General features: G+C 73.8%; 15 protein-coding genes. 3 read left to right on the forward strand and 12 right to left on the reverse strand.

The genetic code is table 11. From position 1 onward, the window contains the following. Nucleotides 1-70 precede the first annotated feature (70 nt). From JOD66_RS21715 to JOD66_RS21735, 5 genes are read right to left on the reverse strand one after another with little or no spacing between them, the layout of a single operon-like run. Nucleotides 71-778, reverse strand: coding sequence for an ABC transporter ATP-binding protein (locus tag JOD66_RS21715; protein WP_204838905.1), 708 nt, complete (start codon nucleotides 776-778; stop codon nucleotides 71-73). Then, the gene (locus JOD66_RS21720) at nucleotides 775-1563 is read right to left on the reverse strand and encodes an ABC transporter ATP-binding protein (protein WP_204838906.1); all 789 of its coding nucleotides are present in this window, start codon (nucleotides 1561-1563) and stop codon (nucleotides 775-777) included. Before JOD66_RS21720 ends, JOD66_RS21715 begins: the two co-directional genes overlap by 4 nt. Beyond that, the gene (locus JOD66_RS21725; RefSeq protein WP_204838907.1) at nucleotides 1560-2516 is read right to left on the reverse strand and encodes a branched-chain amino acid ABC transporter permease; all 957 of its coding nucleotides are present in this window, start codon (nucleotides 2514-2516) and stop codon (nucleotides 1560-1562) included. The genes JOD66_RS21720 and JOD66_RS21725 overlap by 4 nt, the downstream gene beginning before the upstream one ends. Next, nucleotides 2513-3385 (reverse strand): branched-chain amino acid ABC transporter permease, encoded by an 873-nt coding sequence (locus JOD66_RS21730; RefSeq protein WP_204838908.1) that lies wholly within the window; start codon nucleotides 3383-3385, stop codon nucleotides 2513-2515. The genes JOD66_RS21725 and JOD66_RS21730 overlap by 4 nt, the downstream gene beginning before the upstream one ends. Beyond that, nucleotides 3382-4560, reverse strand: coding sequence for an ABC transporter substrate-binding protein (locus JOD66_RS21735; RefSeq protein ID WP_204838909.1), 1179 nt, complete (start codon nucleotides 4558-4560; stop codon nucleotides 3382-3384). Before JOD66_RS21735 ends, JOD66_RS21730 begins: the two co-directional genes overlap by 4 nt. Nucleotides 4561-4742: 182 nt before the next feature. On the opposite strand from JOD66_RS21735, the gene JOD66_RS21740 reads away from it, so the two are divergent. The 3 genes from JOD66_RS21740 to JOD66_RS21750 are packed head-to-tail and all read left to right on the forward strand — an operon-like array spanning nucleotide 4743 to nucleotide 8334. Beyond that, a complete protein-coding gene (locus JOD66_RS21740; RefSeq protein WP_204838910.1) occupies nucleotides 4743-5843 on the forward strand; it encodes a zinc-dependent alcohol dehydrogenase in 1101 nt (366 codons plus the stop codon). Next, on the forward strand, nucleotides 5840-7363 hold the full coding sequence (locus tag JOD66_RS21745; protein ID WP_204838911.1) for a class I adenylate-forming enzyme family protein: 1524 nt from the start codon (nucleotides 5840-5842) through the stop codon (nucleotides 7361-7363). The genes JOD66_RS21740 and JOD66_RS21745 overlap by 4 nt, the downstream gene beginning before the upstream one ends. Beyond that, complete coding sequence (locus tag JOD66_RS21750) at nucleotides 7360-8334, forward strand: zinc-dependent alcohol dehydrogenase (RefSeq protein WP_204838912.1); 975 nt, start codon at nucleotides 7360-7362, stop codon at nucleotides 8332-8334. The genes JOD66_RS21745 and JOD66_RS21750 overlap by 4 nt, the downstream gene beginning before the upstream one ends. 90 nt (nucleotides 8335-8424) lie before the next feature. Here JOD66_RS21750 and JOD66_RS21755 read toward each other — a convergent pair whose 3' ends face one another. The 7 genes from JOD66_RS21755 to JOD66_RS21785 are packed head-to-tail and all read right to left on the reverse strand — an operon-like array spanning nucleotide 8425 to nucleotide 16684. Then, nucleotides 8425-10296: an AMP-dependent synthetase/ligase gene (locus tag JOD66_RS21755; protein WP_204838913.1), complete on the reverse strand. Its 1872-nt coding sequence runs from the start codon at nucleotides 10294-10296 to the stop codon at nucleotides 8425-8427. Between the two features lie 24 nt (nucleotides 10297-10320). Next, nucleotides 10321-11457 (reverse strand): MlaD family protein, encoded by a 1137-nt coding sequence (locus JOD66_RS21760; RefSeq protein WP_204838914.1) that lies wholly within the window; start codon nucleotides 11455-11457, stop codon nucleotides 10321-10323. After that, nucleotides 11454-12434, reverse strand: coding sequence for an MCE family protein (locus JOD66_RS21765; RefSeq protein ID WP_204838915.1), 981 nt, complete (start codon nucleotides 12432-12434; stop codon nucleotides 11454-11456). The genes JOD66_RS21760 and JOD66_RS21765 overlap by 4 nt, the downstream gene beginning before the upstream one ends. Beyond that, nucleotides 12431-13570 (reverse strand): MCE family protein, encoded by a 1140-nt coding sequence (locus JOD66_RS21770; protein ID WP_204838916.1) that lies wholly within the window; start codon nucleotides 13568-13570, stop codon nucleotides 12431-12433. The genes JOD66_RS21765 and JOD66_RS21770 overlap by 4 nt, the downstream gene beginning before the upstream one ends. Next, nucleotides 13567-14550, reverse strand: a complete 984-nt coding sequence (locus JOD66_RS21775) for an MCE family protein (protein WP_204838917.1) — start codon at nucleotides 14548-14550, stop codon at nucleotides 13567-13569. Before JOD66_RS21775 ends, JOD66_RS21770 begins: the two co-directional genes overlap by 4 nt. Then, nucleotides 14550-15605 (reverse strand): MCE family protein, encoded by a 1056-nt coding sequence (locus JOD66_RS21780; protein ID WP_204838918.1) that lies wholly within the window; start codon nucleotides 15603-15605, stop codon nucleotides 14550-14552. Before JOD66_RS21780 ends, JOD66_RS21775 begins: the two co-directional genes overlap by 1 nt. After that, nucleotides 15602-16684: an MCE family protein gene (locus tag JOD66_RS21785; RefSeq protein WP_204838919.1), complete on the reverse strand. Its 1083-nt coding sequence runs from the start codon at nucleotides 16682-16684 to the stop codon at nucleotides 15602-15604. Before JOD66_RS21785 ends, JOD66_RS21780 begins: the two co-directional genes overlap by 4 nt. Between the last annotated feature and the right edge of the window lie 3 nt (nucleotides 16685-16687).

A 16687-nucleotide genomic window follows, 5' to 3' on the forward strand; every position in this document is an offset into this window, starting at 1 on the left:
GTCACCTCCTGTATTTTGAATTTATTATCCAACTTGAACGAGGGCAAGCGGTGCGCGTGTGAGCCACGTCTCAGCCCGGAGCGACCAGGCCCAGGGAGCGCTCGTACGCCGCCTGCAGCGGCCGGTGCCCACCGTCCACCTCGGCGACCGCGCGGCCGCGCACCATCACGTAGCCGCGGTCCACGACCTCGCGCAGGCCCACCAGGTCCGGGGCCGCCACCAGGACGGCGAGGCCCGCGTCGGCCAGCTCGCGCACGGTGGTCGCGAGCTGCTGGACGATGAGCGGCGCCAGGCCGGTCACCAGCTCGTCGAGGAGCAGCACCTGGGGCGAGCCCATCAGCGCCCGGGCCACCGCGAGCATCTGCTGCTCGCCGCCACTCAGCACGCCGGCGAGGCTGCCGCGGCGCTCGCCGAGGATGGGGAAGCGCTCCTCGGCGGCAGTGACCGAGCGGGCCGGCAGCCGCAGCTGGTCGGCGCCGATCAGCAGGTTCTCGCGCACGGTGAGCCGGGAGAACAGCTGGCGGCCCTGCGGGACCAGCGCCAGCCCGCCCCGGGTACGACGGCCGGGGGACCAGCCGTCGATCCGCTCGCCGCCCAGCCGCACCTCTCCGCTCGCGCGCACGGTGCCGCACGCCCCGAGCACGGCACTGCTCTTTCCGGCGCCGTTCGGGCCGACCAGCGCGGTGACCTGGCCGGCCGGGACGGAGAGGGAGAGGCCGTCGACGGCGAGCGCGCCGCCGTACCGCACGGTGAGGCCGTCGAGGTCGAGCCGGGTCATGAGGGAACCCCTTCCGGTGTGGTGCCGAAGTAGACGCGCTGCATCTCCGGGCTGGCGAGGCACTCCCGCGGACTGCCCTCGAAGGCCAGCCGGCCGCGCTCCATGAGCAGCACGCGGTCGGCCAGGCCGGTGACCAGGTCGACGTTGTGGTCGACCAGGATCACGCCGTGGCCGCGGCCGCGGAGCAGCTCGATCACCCGGGTGATGCCGGCGACGCCGTGGGCGTCGGCCCCGGCGAACGGCTCGTCGAGGAGCAGCACGCAGGGATCGGCGCCGAGGGCGCGACCCACCTCGACCAGCCGCTGCTCACCGAGGGTGAGGTCGCCCGCCGTGCGGTCCAGGCCGGCCAGGCCGACCTCCTCGGCGAGCCGCTCGGCCAACGCGCGGTCGGCCGCGGACCGCGGCCGGAGGATGCCGCGGACCAGGCCGGTGAGCAGGGGGACCAGGCCGCGGTGCCGGGCGGCGAAGGCGCCGAGCAGCAGGTTGTCGGCGACGGTGAGGTCGTGCGCGAGCTGCGGATGCTGGAAGGTCCGGGCCAGCCCCTGCGCCGCCCGCGCGGCGGCGCCGCCGCGCAGCGGCTCGCCGCGGACCAGCAGCTCCCCGCCGTCGGCGTCCTGGGCGCCGGTGACCAGGTCGACCAGGGTGGTCTTCCCGGCGCCGTTCGGACCGATCAGGCCGAGCACCTCGCCGGCCCGCAGCCGCAGTGCGACGTCGCTCACGGCGTGCACGCCGCCGTAGCTCTTGCGCAGGCCGGTGCCGCTCAGCAGCAGGTCGTCGGTCGTCATGCGCGGACACCTCGCTTGGTGAGCAGTGCCGTCCCGGCGCGGCCGAGGGTGCCGGCGAAGCCGAGCACACCGCGCGGGAAGAGCACGAGGATGACGAGCACGCTCAGCGAGACCAGCAGGGTCCCGCTCGAGGACAGCGCGTCGACGTTGAGGGTCAGGTCCACCACGATCACGGCGCCGAGCACCGCGCCCCACGGGCTGCCGATGCCGCCGATCAGCGGCATGAAGACCGCCAGGAAGATCACGTTCACGCTGAACGTCTCCGGGTTGACCGCGCCGACGTACGCCGTGAAGAGCGCGCCGCCCAGCGAGGCGATGGCGGCGCCGACGCCGAGGGCGACCAGGTTGAGCAGCGAGACCGAGACCCCGGCGGTGTCGACCGCGATCGGCACCTCGCGCGACGCGCGGACCACCACGCCCCACGGGCTGCGACGCAGCCGGTCGAGGGCGAAGGCGAGCAGGCCGGTGAGCACGGTCGCCATCAGCACCACCTGGAACGGCGAGGGCTCCCAGCCGCCGAAGGACAGCAGCGGCAGGCCGATGATGCCGCTCGGGCCGCCGGTGACGTCGAGGTTGCCGAGCAGCTGGATGAACGCCTCCGCGAAGAGCAGGGTCACGGCGCCCAGGTAGAAGCCGGACAGCCGGATGGTGGCGGCGCCCAGCACCACCGCGATCGCGGCCGCGACCGGCGGGGCGACGAGCATCCCCAGCCACAGCGGCCAGCCGGCGTGGGCCGAGCCGATCGCGACGGCGTACCCGCCGGTGGCGGCGTAGGCGCTGTAGGACAGGGAGAGCGACCCGGCCAGCACGAACGGGACGTACATCCCGAGCGCGATCAGGGCGTAGGTGAGCATCGTGACCAGCAGGCTGCTGCGGTACAGGTCCTCGCCGGCCCACAGCACCAGGAGCGCGAGGCCGAGGATGCCGGCGGCACTCTGGATCCGGGCGCTCATACCCGCACCCGCGGAGCGAAGACGCCTTCGGGGCGGAAGGCGAAGAAGAGCAGGGCCACCACGACCAGGCCGTAGGCGAGCACGTCACCTCCGAAGTAGAAGGGGATGAAGACATTGGCCAGCGCCAGCAGGGCACCGCCGAGCAGGGGCGCCCACACGGTGCCGGTGCCGCCGATGACCAGCGCCAGGAAGCCGGTGATCGTCCAGTGCAGCGCGTTGTCGGGGCTGACCCCGCTGCGGCCGGCGAAGGTGATGCCGGCCAGGGCGGCGATCAGGCCGGCCGCGGCGAAGGACAGCAGTCGGGCGGTGTTGATCGGCAGGCCGAGCACCCGCGCCGCCTCGGTGTCGTTGCCGATCGCCCGGGTGAGCCGGCCGAGCCGGGTGTGCTGGAGGGCGAGATACGCCGCGGTGAACAGGACCGCGGTGATCGCGACCAGCGGGACGACGGTCGAGCCGATCCGTGCCGAGCCCAGTGAGAACGGGGGGGTGGTCCACACCGGCTGCCCGGGCCGCGCCTCGTGGCCGAGGAAGAGCCCGCAGAGCTGGATGATCGCGAACAGGCTGGCCCCGACCGCGACCAGGGCCGAGAGCTCGCCCTCGCCGCGGGCCTGGACCGGCCGCACCACCGCGAGCTCCATCACCGCCCCGATCAGGATGGCGCCGAGCACGCCGACCAGCCCCGCGAGCGGCCGGCTCAGCCCGTGCTCGGTCACCAGCCAGCTCCCGACGAAGGCGGACGCCATGGCTATCGCGCCGATCGCGAAGTTGAAGAAGCCGGCTCCGGTCAGGTTGAAGTAGAACGCCAGGCCGAGAAGGGCGAAGAAGCACCCGTTCTCGACCACGGCGATCCACAGCTGCGGGTTCGTCATGCCGCGCAGTCCGGCTCGTACTCCGACCAGGGCCCGGTGAGCGTGTTGTCGGCGCCCCACTGGACGAGCACCAGGCCGCAGATCCCGTCGGCGCCGAGGTGCTTGTCCTTGCCGAAGGACAGCGTGAAGCCCGGGTAGCCCGACGCGGCCTCGTAGTCGGTGATCTGCTGCAGCGCGTCGTTGACCTCGGTGCCGTCGGTGCTGCCGGCGTCCTCGACGGCCTGCTTGAGCAGCTGCACGGCGTCGTAGGACTGGGTCCAGAAGTTGTTGACCTGGAAGTCGGCGCCCTCGGTCTCGGCGAAGAGCTTCGCCACCTCGACGGTCTTCGGGTTGGTGTCGGTGGTACCGGCCAGGCCGACCAGTCCCTCCAGCGCGCCCGGCTGCGCCTGCTTCCAGGCCGACGGGAGCGAGCTCAGCAGCAGCTCGGTGAACCGCGGGACGCCGGGGAGCTGCTGGTGCAGGGTGTTCTGGGCGAGCACGTCGAAGTTGGCGTTCTGGGTGGCGACCAGCACCGCGTCGGCGCCCGCCTTCTCGATCTTGGCGACCTCGGGGCTCAGGTCCGTGGCGTCGATGGCGCCGTTGACCACCTCGAGGTCGACGCAGTCGAGGCCGTCGATGAGGCCCTGGTTGAACTGCACCTGGGACGGGGAGCTGTCCTGCAGGAAGGCGACCTTCTTCGCGCCGAGCGAGGCGAAGGCCTCGCAGTAGACCGTCGCCCAGTCCGAGGTCGGGGTGCCGAGCTGGTAGAGGTAGGTGTTGCTCGGCGGCTCGGTGACCAGCGGGTTGGCCGCCACCGACATGAACACCGGGATCTTGGTGCGCTCGATCAGCGACTTGGCCTGGAGCACGCCGGCGCTGCTGGTCAGCATGATCAGCGCGTCCGCGCCCTGGCTGACCAGCTTCTGGATCACGGTGGGCGTCTTGGTCGGGTCGCTCTCGTCGTTGCCCTGGACGACCTTGATCTTCTTGCCGTCGATCCCGCCGTCGGCGTTGACCTGGTCGATGGTGGCCTTGGTCGCCGTGCAGGCGGGCGTCGCGTAGCCCGCGCCCGGGCCCGTCGTATCGCAGACGAGGCCGATCACGACCGCGTCCGCGCCGTCGTCACCGGCGGAGGACCCTCCGCAGCCGGTGAGCGCCGCACCGAGGGTGAGGCTCAGGAGGCCGGCGATCGTCACTCTGGCTCGCATCACTGTGGTGGACCTTTCGGTTGTCCGTCCCGAGAAGCTGGCTCGATTTCGAATATTGAACTTTGTATTCAAAATTCAGTGAGCGTGATTGAATCACCGTGACGTGCGTTACACAAGCCCTTGCTTGGTGCGGGGCACCCGGACCACGGGAGATCGAGGAGGAGTCGCTGGTGCAGGCAGTGGTGGTGAAGCCGGGCTTCGTCGTGGACGTCGCCGAGGTCCCGGACCCGGTGTGCGGACCCGACGAGGTGGTGATCGAGGTGCGCCGGGTCCAGCTCAGCGTCACCGAGTGCATGCTGATGGCCGGTGCGGACGTCGCCCTCGGCGACCAGCTCGCCCGTCGGGTGGCGGCCGGGCCGGTGCAGTTCGGCGGGCACGAGTTCGCCGGCGTCGTCGCCGAGGTGGGCGCGGCGGTCCGCGGCCCGCGCGTCGGGCAGCGGGTGACCGCGGTCGAGACCCTGCCGTGTGGGACCTGCGCGGCCTGCCGGCGGGCCTGGCCGAGCGCCTGCGTCGCGCCGTCGATCATCGGCTTCACCCGGCCGGGCGCGCTGGCCGAGCGGCTGGTCGTCCCCGCCTCCGCCGTGGTGGCGGTGCCGGACGAGGTGTCCTTCGCGGCCGCGGCGGCGATCCAGCCGCTGGCCGGCGCGGTCCACGCACACGCGGCGCTCGACGTACGGCCGGGGGAGTCGGTGCTCGTCCTCGGCGGTGGCGTGATGGGCCTGCTGGGCGTCGCGGTCGCGCGGCACGGCAACGCGGGACTGGTGGCGCTCTCCACGCACAGCCCGCGCAAGCTCGAGCTCGGCAGGAGGTTCGGCGCCGACGCGCTGATCGCCGCCGGCGGCGACGTGCTCGCGGCGGTGGACGAGCTCACCGACGGGATCGGCTTCGACGTGGTCGTGGAGACCGCGGGCGGCAGTGCCGACCTCGGGCTGGCCGGGCTGAGCACCGTCGAGCTGGCCGCGCAGGCGGTACGACGCGGCGGCCGGATCGCGATGGTGTCGGTGCTCGACGCCCACGCGCCACTGCCCACGGGCCTGCTGCGCAGCCGGTCGGTGACCCTGGTCCACCCACGCTCGGGGGCCGGCGACTACGCCTCGGCCGCGACCGTTTTCGAGCACTGCTTCGGACTCGTCCAACGGAACCTGGTCGACCCGGAGGCCCTCCTGACGCATACCGTGCGGGGACTGGGCGCCATCCACGAGGCGATGGACATCACCCAGCACAAGAGCAGGTACGACGCGATCAACCCCGCACAGATGGAGCTCTCGTGACCCTCGACATCGCCAGCACCGTCGCCCGGTTCGCCCGGGTCCGGCCCACCGCGCCCGCCGCCACCCTCGGCCTGCGCGTGGTGAGCTTCGCCGAGCTCGACGACGGCGGCAACCGCGCCGCCCGGGCGTTCGCGACGCTGGGCGTCGGCGCCGGTGACATCGTCGGCTGGTGGGCGGCGCCCTCGCTGCGCGCGCTCGACGGCTTCCTCGGCGCCGGCCGGATCGGCGCGATCTTCGCGCCGCTCAACCCCGCGCTGCCCCCGGCCGAGCTGGCCGGCGTCCTCGACTACGTCGCGCCGCGCCTGCTCGTCACCGACCTCGACCACCTCGACGAGGCCGAGCAGGTCGCGCGGGAGCGGGAGCTCCCGCTCGCGGTCATCGACGCCGACGGCACCGTGCCGGGTGCGGACCTCGACGCGCTGTGCGCCCGGCTCGCGGCGGCACCGCTCGACGTGCCTGTCGACGACACGGCGCCGCACATCCTCTACCTGACCAGCGGCAGCACCGGACGCCCGAAGGGCGCCCTGGTCAGCCACCGCGCGAGCTGGCTGCGCTCCGCGGCGGGCGGCGGGACCTTCGGCCGGGCGATGCGCGGCCGGGGCGGGCTGGTGACCGGCTTCCCGCTGTTCCACTACGGCGGCTGGCACTACGTGATGGAGGCCTGGCAGAACGGGCGCGCGATCCACCTGGTGCACCGCGCCGACCCGGTCGAGCTGCTGACCGCGGTCGAGCGCTGGCGGGCCTCGGCGTTCTACGCGATCCCCGCCGTGTGGGAGCGGGTGCTCGACGCCACCGACGTCCCGGCGGACCTCGGCTCCCTGCTGCACGCCGACACCGGGACCTCGCGGGTCTCGCCGACCCTGCTGGAGCGGATCCGGACCCGGGTGCCGCGGGCGACCACGACCGTCCTCTACGGCACCACCGAGGCCGGCTCGATGGCGCGCCTGCACGACGCCCACGCCCACCTCGACAGCCATCCCGGGAGCGTCGGCCTGGCCACCCCGCCCGGGGTGCTGTGGACGGCCGAGGACGGCGAGATCCGGGTCGCCTCGCCCACCTTGATGACCGGCTACCTGGACCGGCCCGAGGAGACGGCCCGGGTGCTGGTCGACGGCGTCTACCACTCCGGCGACGTCGGCGAGCTCGATGAGGACGGCTACCTCACCATCACCGGCCGGGTGAGCGAGCTGATCCGCAGCGGCGGCGAGACGGTGTGGCCGACCGAGGTCGAGGCCGCGCTGCGCGGCCTGCCGGGCTGCGCCGACTACGCCGTGGTCGGGGTGCCCGACGACCGGTGGGGCGAGGTGATCTGCCTGGCGGTGCTCGCCGGCGGGGACGGCGCCCCGCCGCCCGATGTCGAGACCGTCCGCCGGATGCTCGACGGGCGGCTGGCCCGGCACAAGCACCCGCGGCTGGTGGTCGGCGTACCGGAGATCCCGCGGACGGCCGCGACCGGCCAGGTGCAGCGCCGGGTGCTGGTGGCGCGGATCGGCCAGCAGCGACTGGAGGGTGCGCGGTGAGGGCCGCGCTGGTCACCGGGCCCGGCCGGCTCGAGGTGGTCGATGCGCCGGACCCGACGCCGGGGGCCGGGGAGCTGCTGATCCGGACCGAGGTCGCCGCCATCTGCGGCTCCGACCTCCACGTCGCGGGCGAGGGCGGCAACGGCCTCCCGGGTGGCCCCGGCCACGAGTCGGTCGGCGTCGTCGTGGAGAGCCGTTCGCCCGTTCTGGCTGTGGGCACGCGGGTCCTGTGCACCCCACCCGCCGCGATCGCGGCCTGCTTCGCCGACCTCCAGGTGCTGCCGCCCTCGGCCGTCGTCCCGCTGCCCGAGGGTGCTGCGCCCGAGCGGCTGGTCCTGGCCCAGCAGCTCGGCACCGCCGTGTTCGCGATGAAGCGGTTCTGGCCGTCGGTGCGGCTGCCCGCCGTCGCCGAGCCGCGCACGGCCGCGGTGGTCGGCACCGGGCCGGCCGGGTTGGCGTTCGTCCAGCTGCTGCGCCGCGCGGGCTTCGAGCGCGTGATCGTGAGCGACCTGTCCCCGGCACGGCTGGCCACCGCGACGGCGTACGGCGCCACCCGGGTGGTGCACGCGCCCGGCGAGGACGTCGTCGAGGTGGTCGACGCGCTGACCGACGGCGTGGGCGTGGAGCTCGCGATCGAGGCCGCCGGCACCGACGCGACCCGGCACCAGGCGATGCGGATGGTGCGCGACGAGGGCCGGGTCGGCCTGTTCGGGCTCTACGAGGACGACGGGCCGGCGACCTGGCCGCTGCGCGACGTCTTCCGCCGCCGGGCGAGCATCGAGATGACCTGGAACGCCCAGCTGGAGCCGGGCCTGTCGTCGTTCGCCGAGGCGGTCGACCTGGTCGCCGCCGAGCCCGCCGACGCGCCGACGATGATCACCCACCGCTTCGGGCTGTCCGACATCGCCGAGGCGTTCGACCTGGCCGGCGACCCGTCGCGAGGGGCCGGCAAGGTCGCGGTCACCTTCTGAGGGGTCGGGCTCTCTCGTCGTACCGGACGAAATGGCTGCGGATCGGGCGGATTCACGACCATCTCGTCCGGTACGACGAGGAGAGCGTGGTCAGGCGTAGAGCCGCTCCAGGACGTCGGCGTACTTGGCGTGGACGACCCGCCGCTTCAGCTTGAGGGTCGGGGTGAGCTCCTCGGACTCGGCGGTCCACTCGACCGGGAGCAGCTCCCAGGCCTTGACCTGCTCGGGCCGTGAGAGCCGCTCGTTGGCGGCGTCGACGGCCTGCTGGGCGACCGCGAGCAGGGCCGGGTGCTGGGCCAGCTCGGCGAGCGAGGTGCCGGCGGGGATGCCGAGCTGCGCGCCGACCAGCGGGGCGATCTCGGCGTCGAGGGTGAGCACCGCGACGACGTACGGCCGGCCCTCGCCGAAGACCAGCGCGTGGCCGACGATCGGGCTCTCCTTGAGGTAGTTCTCGATGTTGGAGGGCGCGATGTTCTTGCCGGAGGAGGTGATGATCATCTCCTTCTTCCGGTCGACGACCTTGAGGAAGCCGTCCTCGTCGAGCTCGCCGATGTCGCCGGTGTGCACCCAGCCGTCGGCGTCGATCAGCGCGGCGGTGGCGTCCTCCTGCTTGTAGTAGCCCTGCGACGCGACCGGCCCGCGGGCCAGGATCTCGCCGTCCTCGGCGAGGGCGATCTCGATGCCGGGCAGCGCCTTGCCGACGGTGCCGAGCCGGAACTGGTCGGGGCCGCAGGCGGTGACCGCGGCACAGGTCTCGGTCATGCCGTAGACGTCGTAGATGCGCATGCCGAGGCCGGCGAAGAAGCGCGCCACCTCCAGCGGCATGGGTGCGGCCGCGGACGCCGCCCATTCGCAGCGGTCCAGGCCGAGCAGGGCGCGCAGGAAGGACAGCAGGCCCGCGTCGGCGGCCTGGAACCTGGCCGCGAGCTCGGGGGAGACCTCGCCGCCGGACTGCAGCGCCTCGACGTACTCCAGGCCGATGGCGAGCGCGCCCTCGACCTGGGCCCGCTTCTCGGCGTCGGGCTCGGCGGCGAGCTTGGCGGAGATGCCGGTCTTGATCTTCTCCCAGACCCGCGGTACGCCGAAGAAGCGCGTCGGGTGCACCTCGCCGAGCGCGCCGAGCAGCAGCGCGGGGTCGGCGATCAGGTGGATGTGGGCGCCGTTGACCTGCGGGATGTACATGCCGAGAGTGCGCTCGGCGATGTGCGCGAACGGCAGGTAGGAGATGAAGTCGTTGTGCTGGGTGGGCGCGGCGACCCGCAGCGAGCAGGCGCACTCGTAGAGCACGGCGTGGTGGGTGAGCACGACGCCCTTCGGGTTCCCGGTGGTGCCGGAGGTGTAGAGGATGGTCAGCGGGTCGTCGGGGGAGATGCCCGCGGTGCGCGCGTCGAGCTCGGCGGCGTGCTCCGCGCGCCACGCGGCGCCGGCGGCCACGAAGTCGGTCCAGCCGACGAAGCGGTCGTCGCCCGCCGGGGCCTCGGCGTCGATGAGCACGACGGTGCGGATCGCCGAGGACTCGGCCAGCGCCCGCTCCCAGCGGGCCAGGTGGTCGGCGCTCTCCAGAACGACGACGGCCGGCTCGGCATGCCCCGCGACGTAGGCGACCTGGTCGGGCGAGAGCGTGTTGTAGACCGACATCGACACTCCGGCGGCGTGGACGGCGCCGAGGTCGGCGACGACGTGCTCGATCCGGTTGGCCGCCATCAGCGCCACCCGGTCGCCTGCCGCGACGCCCGCGGCCATCAGCGCGCCGGCCACGTCGAGGGCCTGCTCGCGCAGCTCGGTCCAGCCGACCGTCCGCCAGCCGGGCGCGTACCCGGCGGACAGGTCGATCCCGACCTTGTCGGAGTACGCCGGCCGGTCGCCCTCGGCCGCGACGGTGCGGGCCAGGGCGACGGGCAGGGTGAGGCCGGCGATCTCCTGCTCGATCTCGGCGCGGACCGTCAGGGTGTCGGTGCTCATCGTGGTTCCTCTCGGTGGGGGTGACTACTGCTGCGGGACCTCGGCGGAGCCGCGGCCCTGGGTGCCCTTCGGCGGATCGGTGCAGCGCACGTCGGTGCGCGGCTCGCGACGGCTGGTGTCCTGGATGTCGCGCTGGACGCTGCGGTCGTAGACGCAGTTCTTGAGCACCCGCGGCACGAGCACGACGCGGCCGCTGCCGTCGCGGGTGCTGCCGGCCATCACGTCGGCCTGGACCGGCGCCCAGTCCAGCCAGTGCTGCAGGCCGCGCAGGTGCGTGGCGGCCATCTCGGTGAGGGGGACGCCGGCCCGCAGCATCCGGCGCAGCGCGGGCGCTGCGGCCCGCCACCAGCGCTCCAGGCGCGGCATCAGGTCGATCGCGGTCGTGACGGTGTCGCGGATCGCGGGCGTCGCCTCCGCGAGCGACCGGGCGACGGCCTCGAGGTCGGCGGAGAGCCGGCGGATCTCGGGGGAGAGGTCGGCGACCGTGGTCAGCGGCGTCCGCGCCTGCTTCGCCAGCTCGGTCAGGTCCGGCTCCAGCCGGCGGAGCATCGCGAACGCGCTCTCCAGCTCGATCGCGAGCGAGCGCAGGTCGACGTCCTGCTCGCCGTCGCCGAAGATCGCGGCGGTCTCGGTGGCGATGGTCCGCACGTCGGCGACGTCGAGGTGCGACATCAGCCGCTGGGCGTGGGCCAGCACGTCGGGGACGGCGAGCGGCACGCTGGTGGCCGACACGGGCACGGTCGCGCCGTCGGCGAGGAAGGGACCCTGGTCGGTCGTGGGGCGCACGTCGAGGTACTGCTCGCCCACGGCGGACAGGTTGCGGACCTCCATCGCGCTGTCGCGCGGCACCCGCACCCCGGACTCGATCTCGAGCCGGGCCACCACGCCGACGCCGGGCTTCGCGCTGAGCCGGACCTCGGTGACCTCGCCGATCCGCTGGCCGCGGTAGGTGACCACCGAGCCCTCGTGCAGCCCGGCGGCCTGCGGCAACTCGACGCTGACGGCGTAGGGGTGCCGGAAGAGCGAGCCGCCCACGACGGTGTCGGCGACGTAGACGACGCCACCGACCAGGATCACCAGGATCAGCGACTGGGCGACCCGGATCCGGCGCCGCCACATCCGGGCGCTGGCGGCGACCGCCTCGACGGGCCGGCGGCTCACGGGGCGGCTCCCGTCGCGGTCAGTGCCTTCAGGTCGAGCAGGAAGGTGAGGTCGAAGTTGGCGAAGTCGCCCGGCGCGGCCCGGTCGCTGCCCTCGGCGAAGGCCACCAGGCCCGCCATCACGCCGTCGATGTCGTCGCGACCGGCGAGCAGGGTGCGAACCACCGGCGCCATGTCCTTCAGCTGGGCGACCAGGTCCGCCCGCACCGCCCGCGTCAGCGGCGTGGCGACGGCGTCGAAGCGGCTCAGCGACTCCATCGCGGCGACCAGCTGCTCGCGCTGCTGGTCGAAGGTGCCGATCAGGTCGCTCAGTGTGGTGAGGGACCGGGTGATCTCGGGCAGGTCGCCGGCCAGCCGGGTCGTCAGCCGGTCCAGGGAGGCGGTCAGCCGGTCCACCCGCGGGAAGTCGGCGTTCAGGTCGGTGACGGCGGTGTCGAGGCGACGCAGGAGACGGCGGACGTCGCCGGCGTTGCCGGTCAGCGCGACGTTGAGCTGGTCGATGATCGTGGAGATGTCGGCGAAGCTGCCGCCGGTCACGACCGTCGACAGCGCGCTGAGCAGGTCGGTCACGTCGGGCGCACTGCCGGTCGCGGAGACGGGCAGGGTCGCGCCGTCGGCGAGCACGCCGCCGGTCTCACCGGGGAAGAGCTGCACGAAGGCCGTCCCCATGGGTGAGGTGAGCCGGATCTCGGCCCGTGAGGAGTCGCGCAGGGTGACCGAGGTCGACAGCGCGAGCTCCACCTCGGCGACGTAGTCACCGGCCTCGACCGCGGTGACCTGGCCGACGGTGGCGCCGTCGAGCTTCACCGGCGCGTCGACGGGCAGGTTGAGCGCGTCGTCGAACTCGACGGTGAGCGCGTACGTCGGGCCGTCGACCAGGCCGGGCAGCGGCACGTCCTCGAGGGTCAGTCCGCAACCGGCGGTCAGTGCGCCGGCGAGGAGGGTGAGCGCGGCGAGTGCGCGCCGGAGGCCGGTCACGGGATCCCTCCCGGCAGGCCGTCGTAGACGCCGTCGAGGATCGGGTCGAGCAGCCCGGTGCCCTGCCCGGTGAAGAGCAGGCCGCAGATCCGGGTGCCGGTGTCGCCGGCCAGTGCCTGCGCGAAGACCCGGCAGGAGTGGTCGCGGAAGGCCGCCGCGAAGGGGCCGGCGCTGAACGCGAACTGCACGCGCAGCCGGCCCAGGTCCCAGTCGTAGGCGCGCGCGAAGTTCTCGGCCATCGTCGGCATGGTGTCGAAGGCCTCCTCCAGCGAGTCCTGGCGGGTGCGGACCAGTGCGACGACGTCGGCGAGGCCCTTCAGGTCCTCGCCGAGGACGTCGCCGTTCTGCTTCAGGAAGCGGTTGGCGAGCCGGGTCAGGTCGTCGAGGCCGTCGAGGGTCGCGACCAGCTCCTCGCGCTGGTCGGCGAGGAGGTCCCCGGTGTCGGCTGCCGCGGTGGTGAAGTCGCGGATCGACGCGTCCCGCTCGGCGAGGGTGCCGACGAGAGCGACCAGGCGGTCGGTGACGGCGGTGAGGTCGCCGTCCTTGGCGTTGAGCATCGCCAGCGCGTCGCGGCTCTCGGCGAGCGCGGCCCGCAGGTGCGGCCCGTTGCCGTCGAGCGTCCTGGCCGTCGCGGCGAGCACGTCGCCGAGCCCCTTGCCGCCGACGCCGGACCCGTCGGGGCCGCCGTCGAGGGCGAGCACCAGGTCGTCGATCGCCTTCGCGATCTCGTCGACGGTCGCCGGCGCCCGGGTGTGGTCGGCGGCGATGTGGGCGCCCGACGCGAGGGTGGGTCCGTCGGTCCAGGCCGGGCCGAGCTCGACGTACCGGTCGGTGACGAGGGAGCCCTGCAGGATCTCGGCGCCAGCGTCGCGGGGGACCCGGGTGCCGGGCGCGAGGTGCATCACCACCCGCATGGTCGCGCCCCGTGGCTCGATCCGGACGATCTCGCCGACCTTCACGCCGAGGTAGGTGACGTCGTTGCCGACGTAGACGCCCGTCGTGTCGGCGAAGTCGGCGGTCACCACCAGCTCGTCGGGGTCGTCGCCGCCGAGCCAGCCGAGCAGCCGGGCGCCGGACAGGACGAGGGCCAGCACGACGACGGCGCCGGCCACGGTGAGGATCTTCTGCCGGTTCACTTGCAGTCCTCCGGCGTGATCGAGCAGACCAGGTCGTCGGGGACGATCGCCCAGGGTGCGTTGACCCCGAGCCACGGTCCGTCGCCGGTCGCATTGGTGAAGACCCGCATGGTGGGTCCGGCCAGCTCCATGGTCCGGTCGAGCTTCGCGCGGTGCTCGTCGAGGACCTTCAACACCGTGCGCAGGTCGCGCAGCGCCGGCTTCAGCTGGGGCGCGGTGGCGCGGACCAGCGCGGTGAGCCCGGTGACGAAGCGGCGCGCGTCGGCGAGCAGTGCCCGCAGCGTGTCCTCGCGCTGCCGCACCATCAGCAGCACCGTGGTGCCGTCGGCGAGGACCCGGTCGAGCTGGCCGGTCTGGGCGAGCACCAGGTCGGTGACCTTGCGGATCGAGGCGAGCAGCGCGTCGAGCTGGTGCTCGCGGTCCTGGGCGAGCGCCGACACCCCGGCGATCCCGTCGAGGGCGTCGCGCAGCGCGGCCGGGTCGATCGCGGCATCGGTGGCCAGGACGCCGACCGCCTGCCGCACGCGGTCCAGGTCGAGCGCCTCGACCTGGGGCGTGGACTCCAGCCAGAACCGCTCGATGGTGTAGCTGTCGACGGCGTGCGCGACCGCGATCGTGCTGTCGTCGCCGAGCGGCGCGCCCGTGCCCGGAGCCAGCGAGAGGAAGCGCTCGCCGAGGATGGAGAGCAGCTTGACCTGCACCGCGCTGTCCTCGGTGACGCCGAGGTCGGCGGGGGAGCCGGTCAGGCGGAACCGGACGTCGACCTGGTCGCGGTCCGCGGTGACGGCGATGACCTCGCCGATCCGCAGGCCCGCCATCCGGACGTCGTCGCCCGGCTCGAGTCCCGCGGCGTGCCGCAGGCGCGCGTGGTACGCCGGGTCGCCGGCCAGCGCGCGCACGCCGAGCAGCAGCAGGCCGAGCACGACCAGGGCGGCGACCAGGCGCAGCGGCCAGGCGAGACGTCCGAGCACGGCGCTCATCAGCGGCACCTCTTCGAGTGCCGGTCGCCGGTGACCCCGAGGTCGAGCGTGGCGGGCACCCCGGCGCCGCCCGCGGCGAGGGTGCACACGTAGACGTTGAGGTAGCTGCCGTAGCCGAGGGTGCGCAGGTAGGTGTCGAGCTGCTGGGGGACCGCGGCGCCGGTCTGCACGAGCAGGTCGCGGCGCTGGGCGAGATAGCGGAACCACGGGGCGCTCAGGCCGGCCACGTCGACGGCCGGGCCGCTGACCTCGCCGACCAGGTCGGCCGTGGTGGCCGAGAGCCGGGCGATCGAGTCGAGGCTGGTCGCGATCCGGTCGCGGTCGCGGGCGAGGCCGCCGGTGAGCGAGGCCAGCCCGTCGACGAGGCGGGTGATCTCGGTGCGGTGCTCGTCGGTGGTCTCGAGGACCAGGGTGACGTTGTCGACGACCTTCGCGAGGGTGGCGTCGCGGTCCACGAGCCCGGAGGTGAGCCGCGCCGTCTGGTCCAGCAGGTGCGCCATCGTGGGCCCCTGGCCCTGCAGCACCTCGACGACATTGGTCGCGAGCTGGTTGATGTCGGCGGGCTGCAGCAGGTCGAAGATCGGGCGGAAGGCGTTGAACATCGCGGTCAGGTCGAGCGCCGGACGCGTGCGGGCGAGCGGGATCCGCGCGCCGTCGGCGAGCCGCCCGGCCTCGGCGGCGCGGTCGGGCCGGGCCAGGGCGACGTAGCGCTGGCCCATCAGGTTGAGGTAGTCGACCGACGCGGTCACGTCGTCGTGGAGCGACCGGTCGGCCCGCACGCTCATGGTCACCACCGCCAGCCCGCGCTCGTCGCCGGTGCCGAGCCGGGTCGCGGTCACCCGCCCGACCCGGACCCCGGCGATCCGGACGTCGTCGCCCGCGCGCAGGCCGGTGGCGTCGCGGAACACCGCGGTGACGGTGATCGCGTCGCCGCGCTGGGCTCGGGACAGGGTGCCGGCGACCATGCTGGTGAGCACCACCGCGACCAGGGCGAAGACGGCCACGCCGAGCACCGCGCCGCGGTGCCGGCGCAGCTCGCTGAGCTGGCGGCTCATCGGGTGCCTCCGCAGGGGCCGGTGAGCCCGCGATAGGTGGGACAGTCCTTCGGGTCGGTGGCGTCGTACGGGTCGAGCAGCTGGGGCGCCAGCACGCCCTCCATCTGGATCCGGCCGTCCTTCACGGCGTGGGCGCCGTTGCGCAGCAGCACCGGCACCTTGCGCAGCAGCTCCGCGAACGCGGGATAGCGCTCGGCGAACACCTCCAGGGTGGCGGCGCTGGCGTTGAGCAGCCGGGCGGTGGCCGCGCCGTTGTCGCGCAGGAAGGTCGTGACGCCGGTCTCGCCGTCGAGCAGGTCGGGCAGGTCGGCCAGCAGCCGCGAGATCTCCACGTGCCGCCGGACGAAGGTGCGGGCCAGCGGCCGGGTGTCGCGCAGCGCGGCGACCAGCCGCGGCTCGACGTCGGCCGCGAGGTCGGCGTCCTGGGCGAGCAGGTCGAGATCCTGGCGCACCTGGGGGTGGAGCTCGGCCCAGCGGCCCAGGAAGGCGTTGCCGTCGCGCACCAGCTCCGCGATCCGGGCGCCGCGCCCGTCGAGGGCGTCGGCGAGCTGGGAGAGCGCGACGTCCCACTGCGCCGGGTCGACGGCCGCCAGCAGCCGCTGGGTGGCGGAGAAGGTGTCCATCAGCCGCAGCGTCGCCGTCGAGGTGTCGGCGGGTACGACGGCGCCCGGCCGCAGGTGCGCGGTCGCGGTGGCCGCGGACTCGCCGCTCACCAGGTCGACGTACTCGTTGCCGAAGAGGGTCCCCGGCAGCACCCGCGCGGCCACGCTCGCGGGGATGAGCGCGGCGTGCTCCGGCGCGACCAGCACCTGGGCGCTGGGGCCCGCGGGGTCGACCTCGACCACGCGGCCGACCCGCAGGCCGTCGTACTTGACGTCGGAGTTGATCCCGAGGGTGTCGCCGACGGTGGGCAGCCGCACGGTGACCCGGACGTCGCCGCTGACGACGCCGAGGGTCTGCAGGCCGAGCACGCCGGTCAGCGCGCCGAGCAGCAGGAGGCCGAGGACGCCGACCGCGGCCAGTCGCAGCCGCAGGACACGCGGGTCGGCCTTGGTGTGGGCGAACAGGAACTCGCTCACCCG

The sequence above is a fragment of the Nocardioides nitrophenolicus genome, assembly GCF_016907515.1.
Lineage (GTDB): Bacteria > Actinomycetota > Actinomycetes > Propionibacteriales > Nocardioidaceae > Nocardioides > Nocardioides nitrophenolicus.

What these genes read in the sequence shown, in the direction of transcription:
- JOD66_RS21730 (WP_204838908.1), bottom strand. Translation starts at nt 3,385, where the DNA reads ATGACGAACCCGCAGCTGTGGATCGCCGTGGTCGAGAACGGGTGCTTC.
- JOD66_RS21755 (WP_204838913.1), bottom strand. Translation starts at nt 10,296, where the DNA reads ATGAGCACCGACACCCTGACGGTCCGCGCCGAGATCGAGCAGGAGATC.
- JOD66_RS21715 (WP_204838905.1), bottom strand. Translation starts at nt 778, where the DNA reads ATGACCCGGCTCGACCTCGACGGCCTCACCGTGCGGTACGGCGGCGCG.
- JOD66_RS21720 (WP_204838906.1), bottom strand. Translation starts at nt 1,563, where the DNA reads ATGACGACCGACGACCTGCTGCTGAGCGGCACCGGCCTGCGCAAGAGC.
- JOD66_RS21725 (WP_204838907.1), bottom strand. Translation starts at nt 2,516, where the DNA reads ATGAGCGCCCGGATCCAGAGTGCCGCCGGCATCCTCGGCCTCGCGCTC.
- JOD66_RS21775 (WP_204838917.1), bottom strand. Translation starts at nt 14,550, where the DNA reads ATGAGCGCCGTGCTCGGACGTCTCGCCTGGCCGCTGCGCCTGGTCGCC.
- JOD66_RS21780 (WP_204838918.1), bottom strand. Translation starts at nt 15,605, where the DNA reads ATGAGCCGCCAGCTCAGCGAGCTGCGCCGGCACCGCGGCGCGGTGCTC.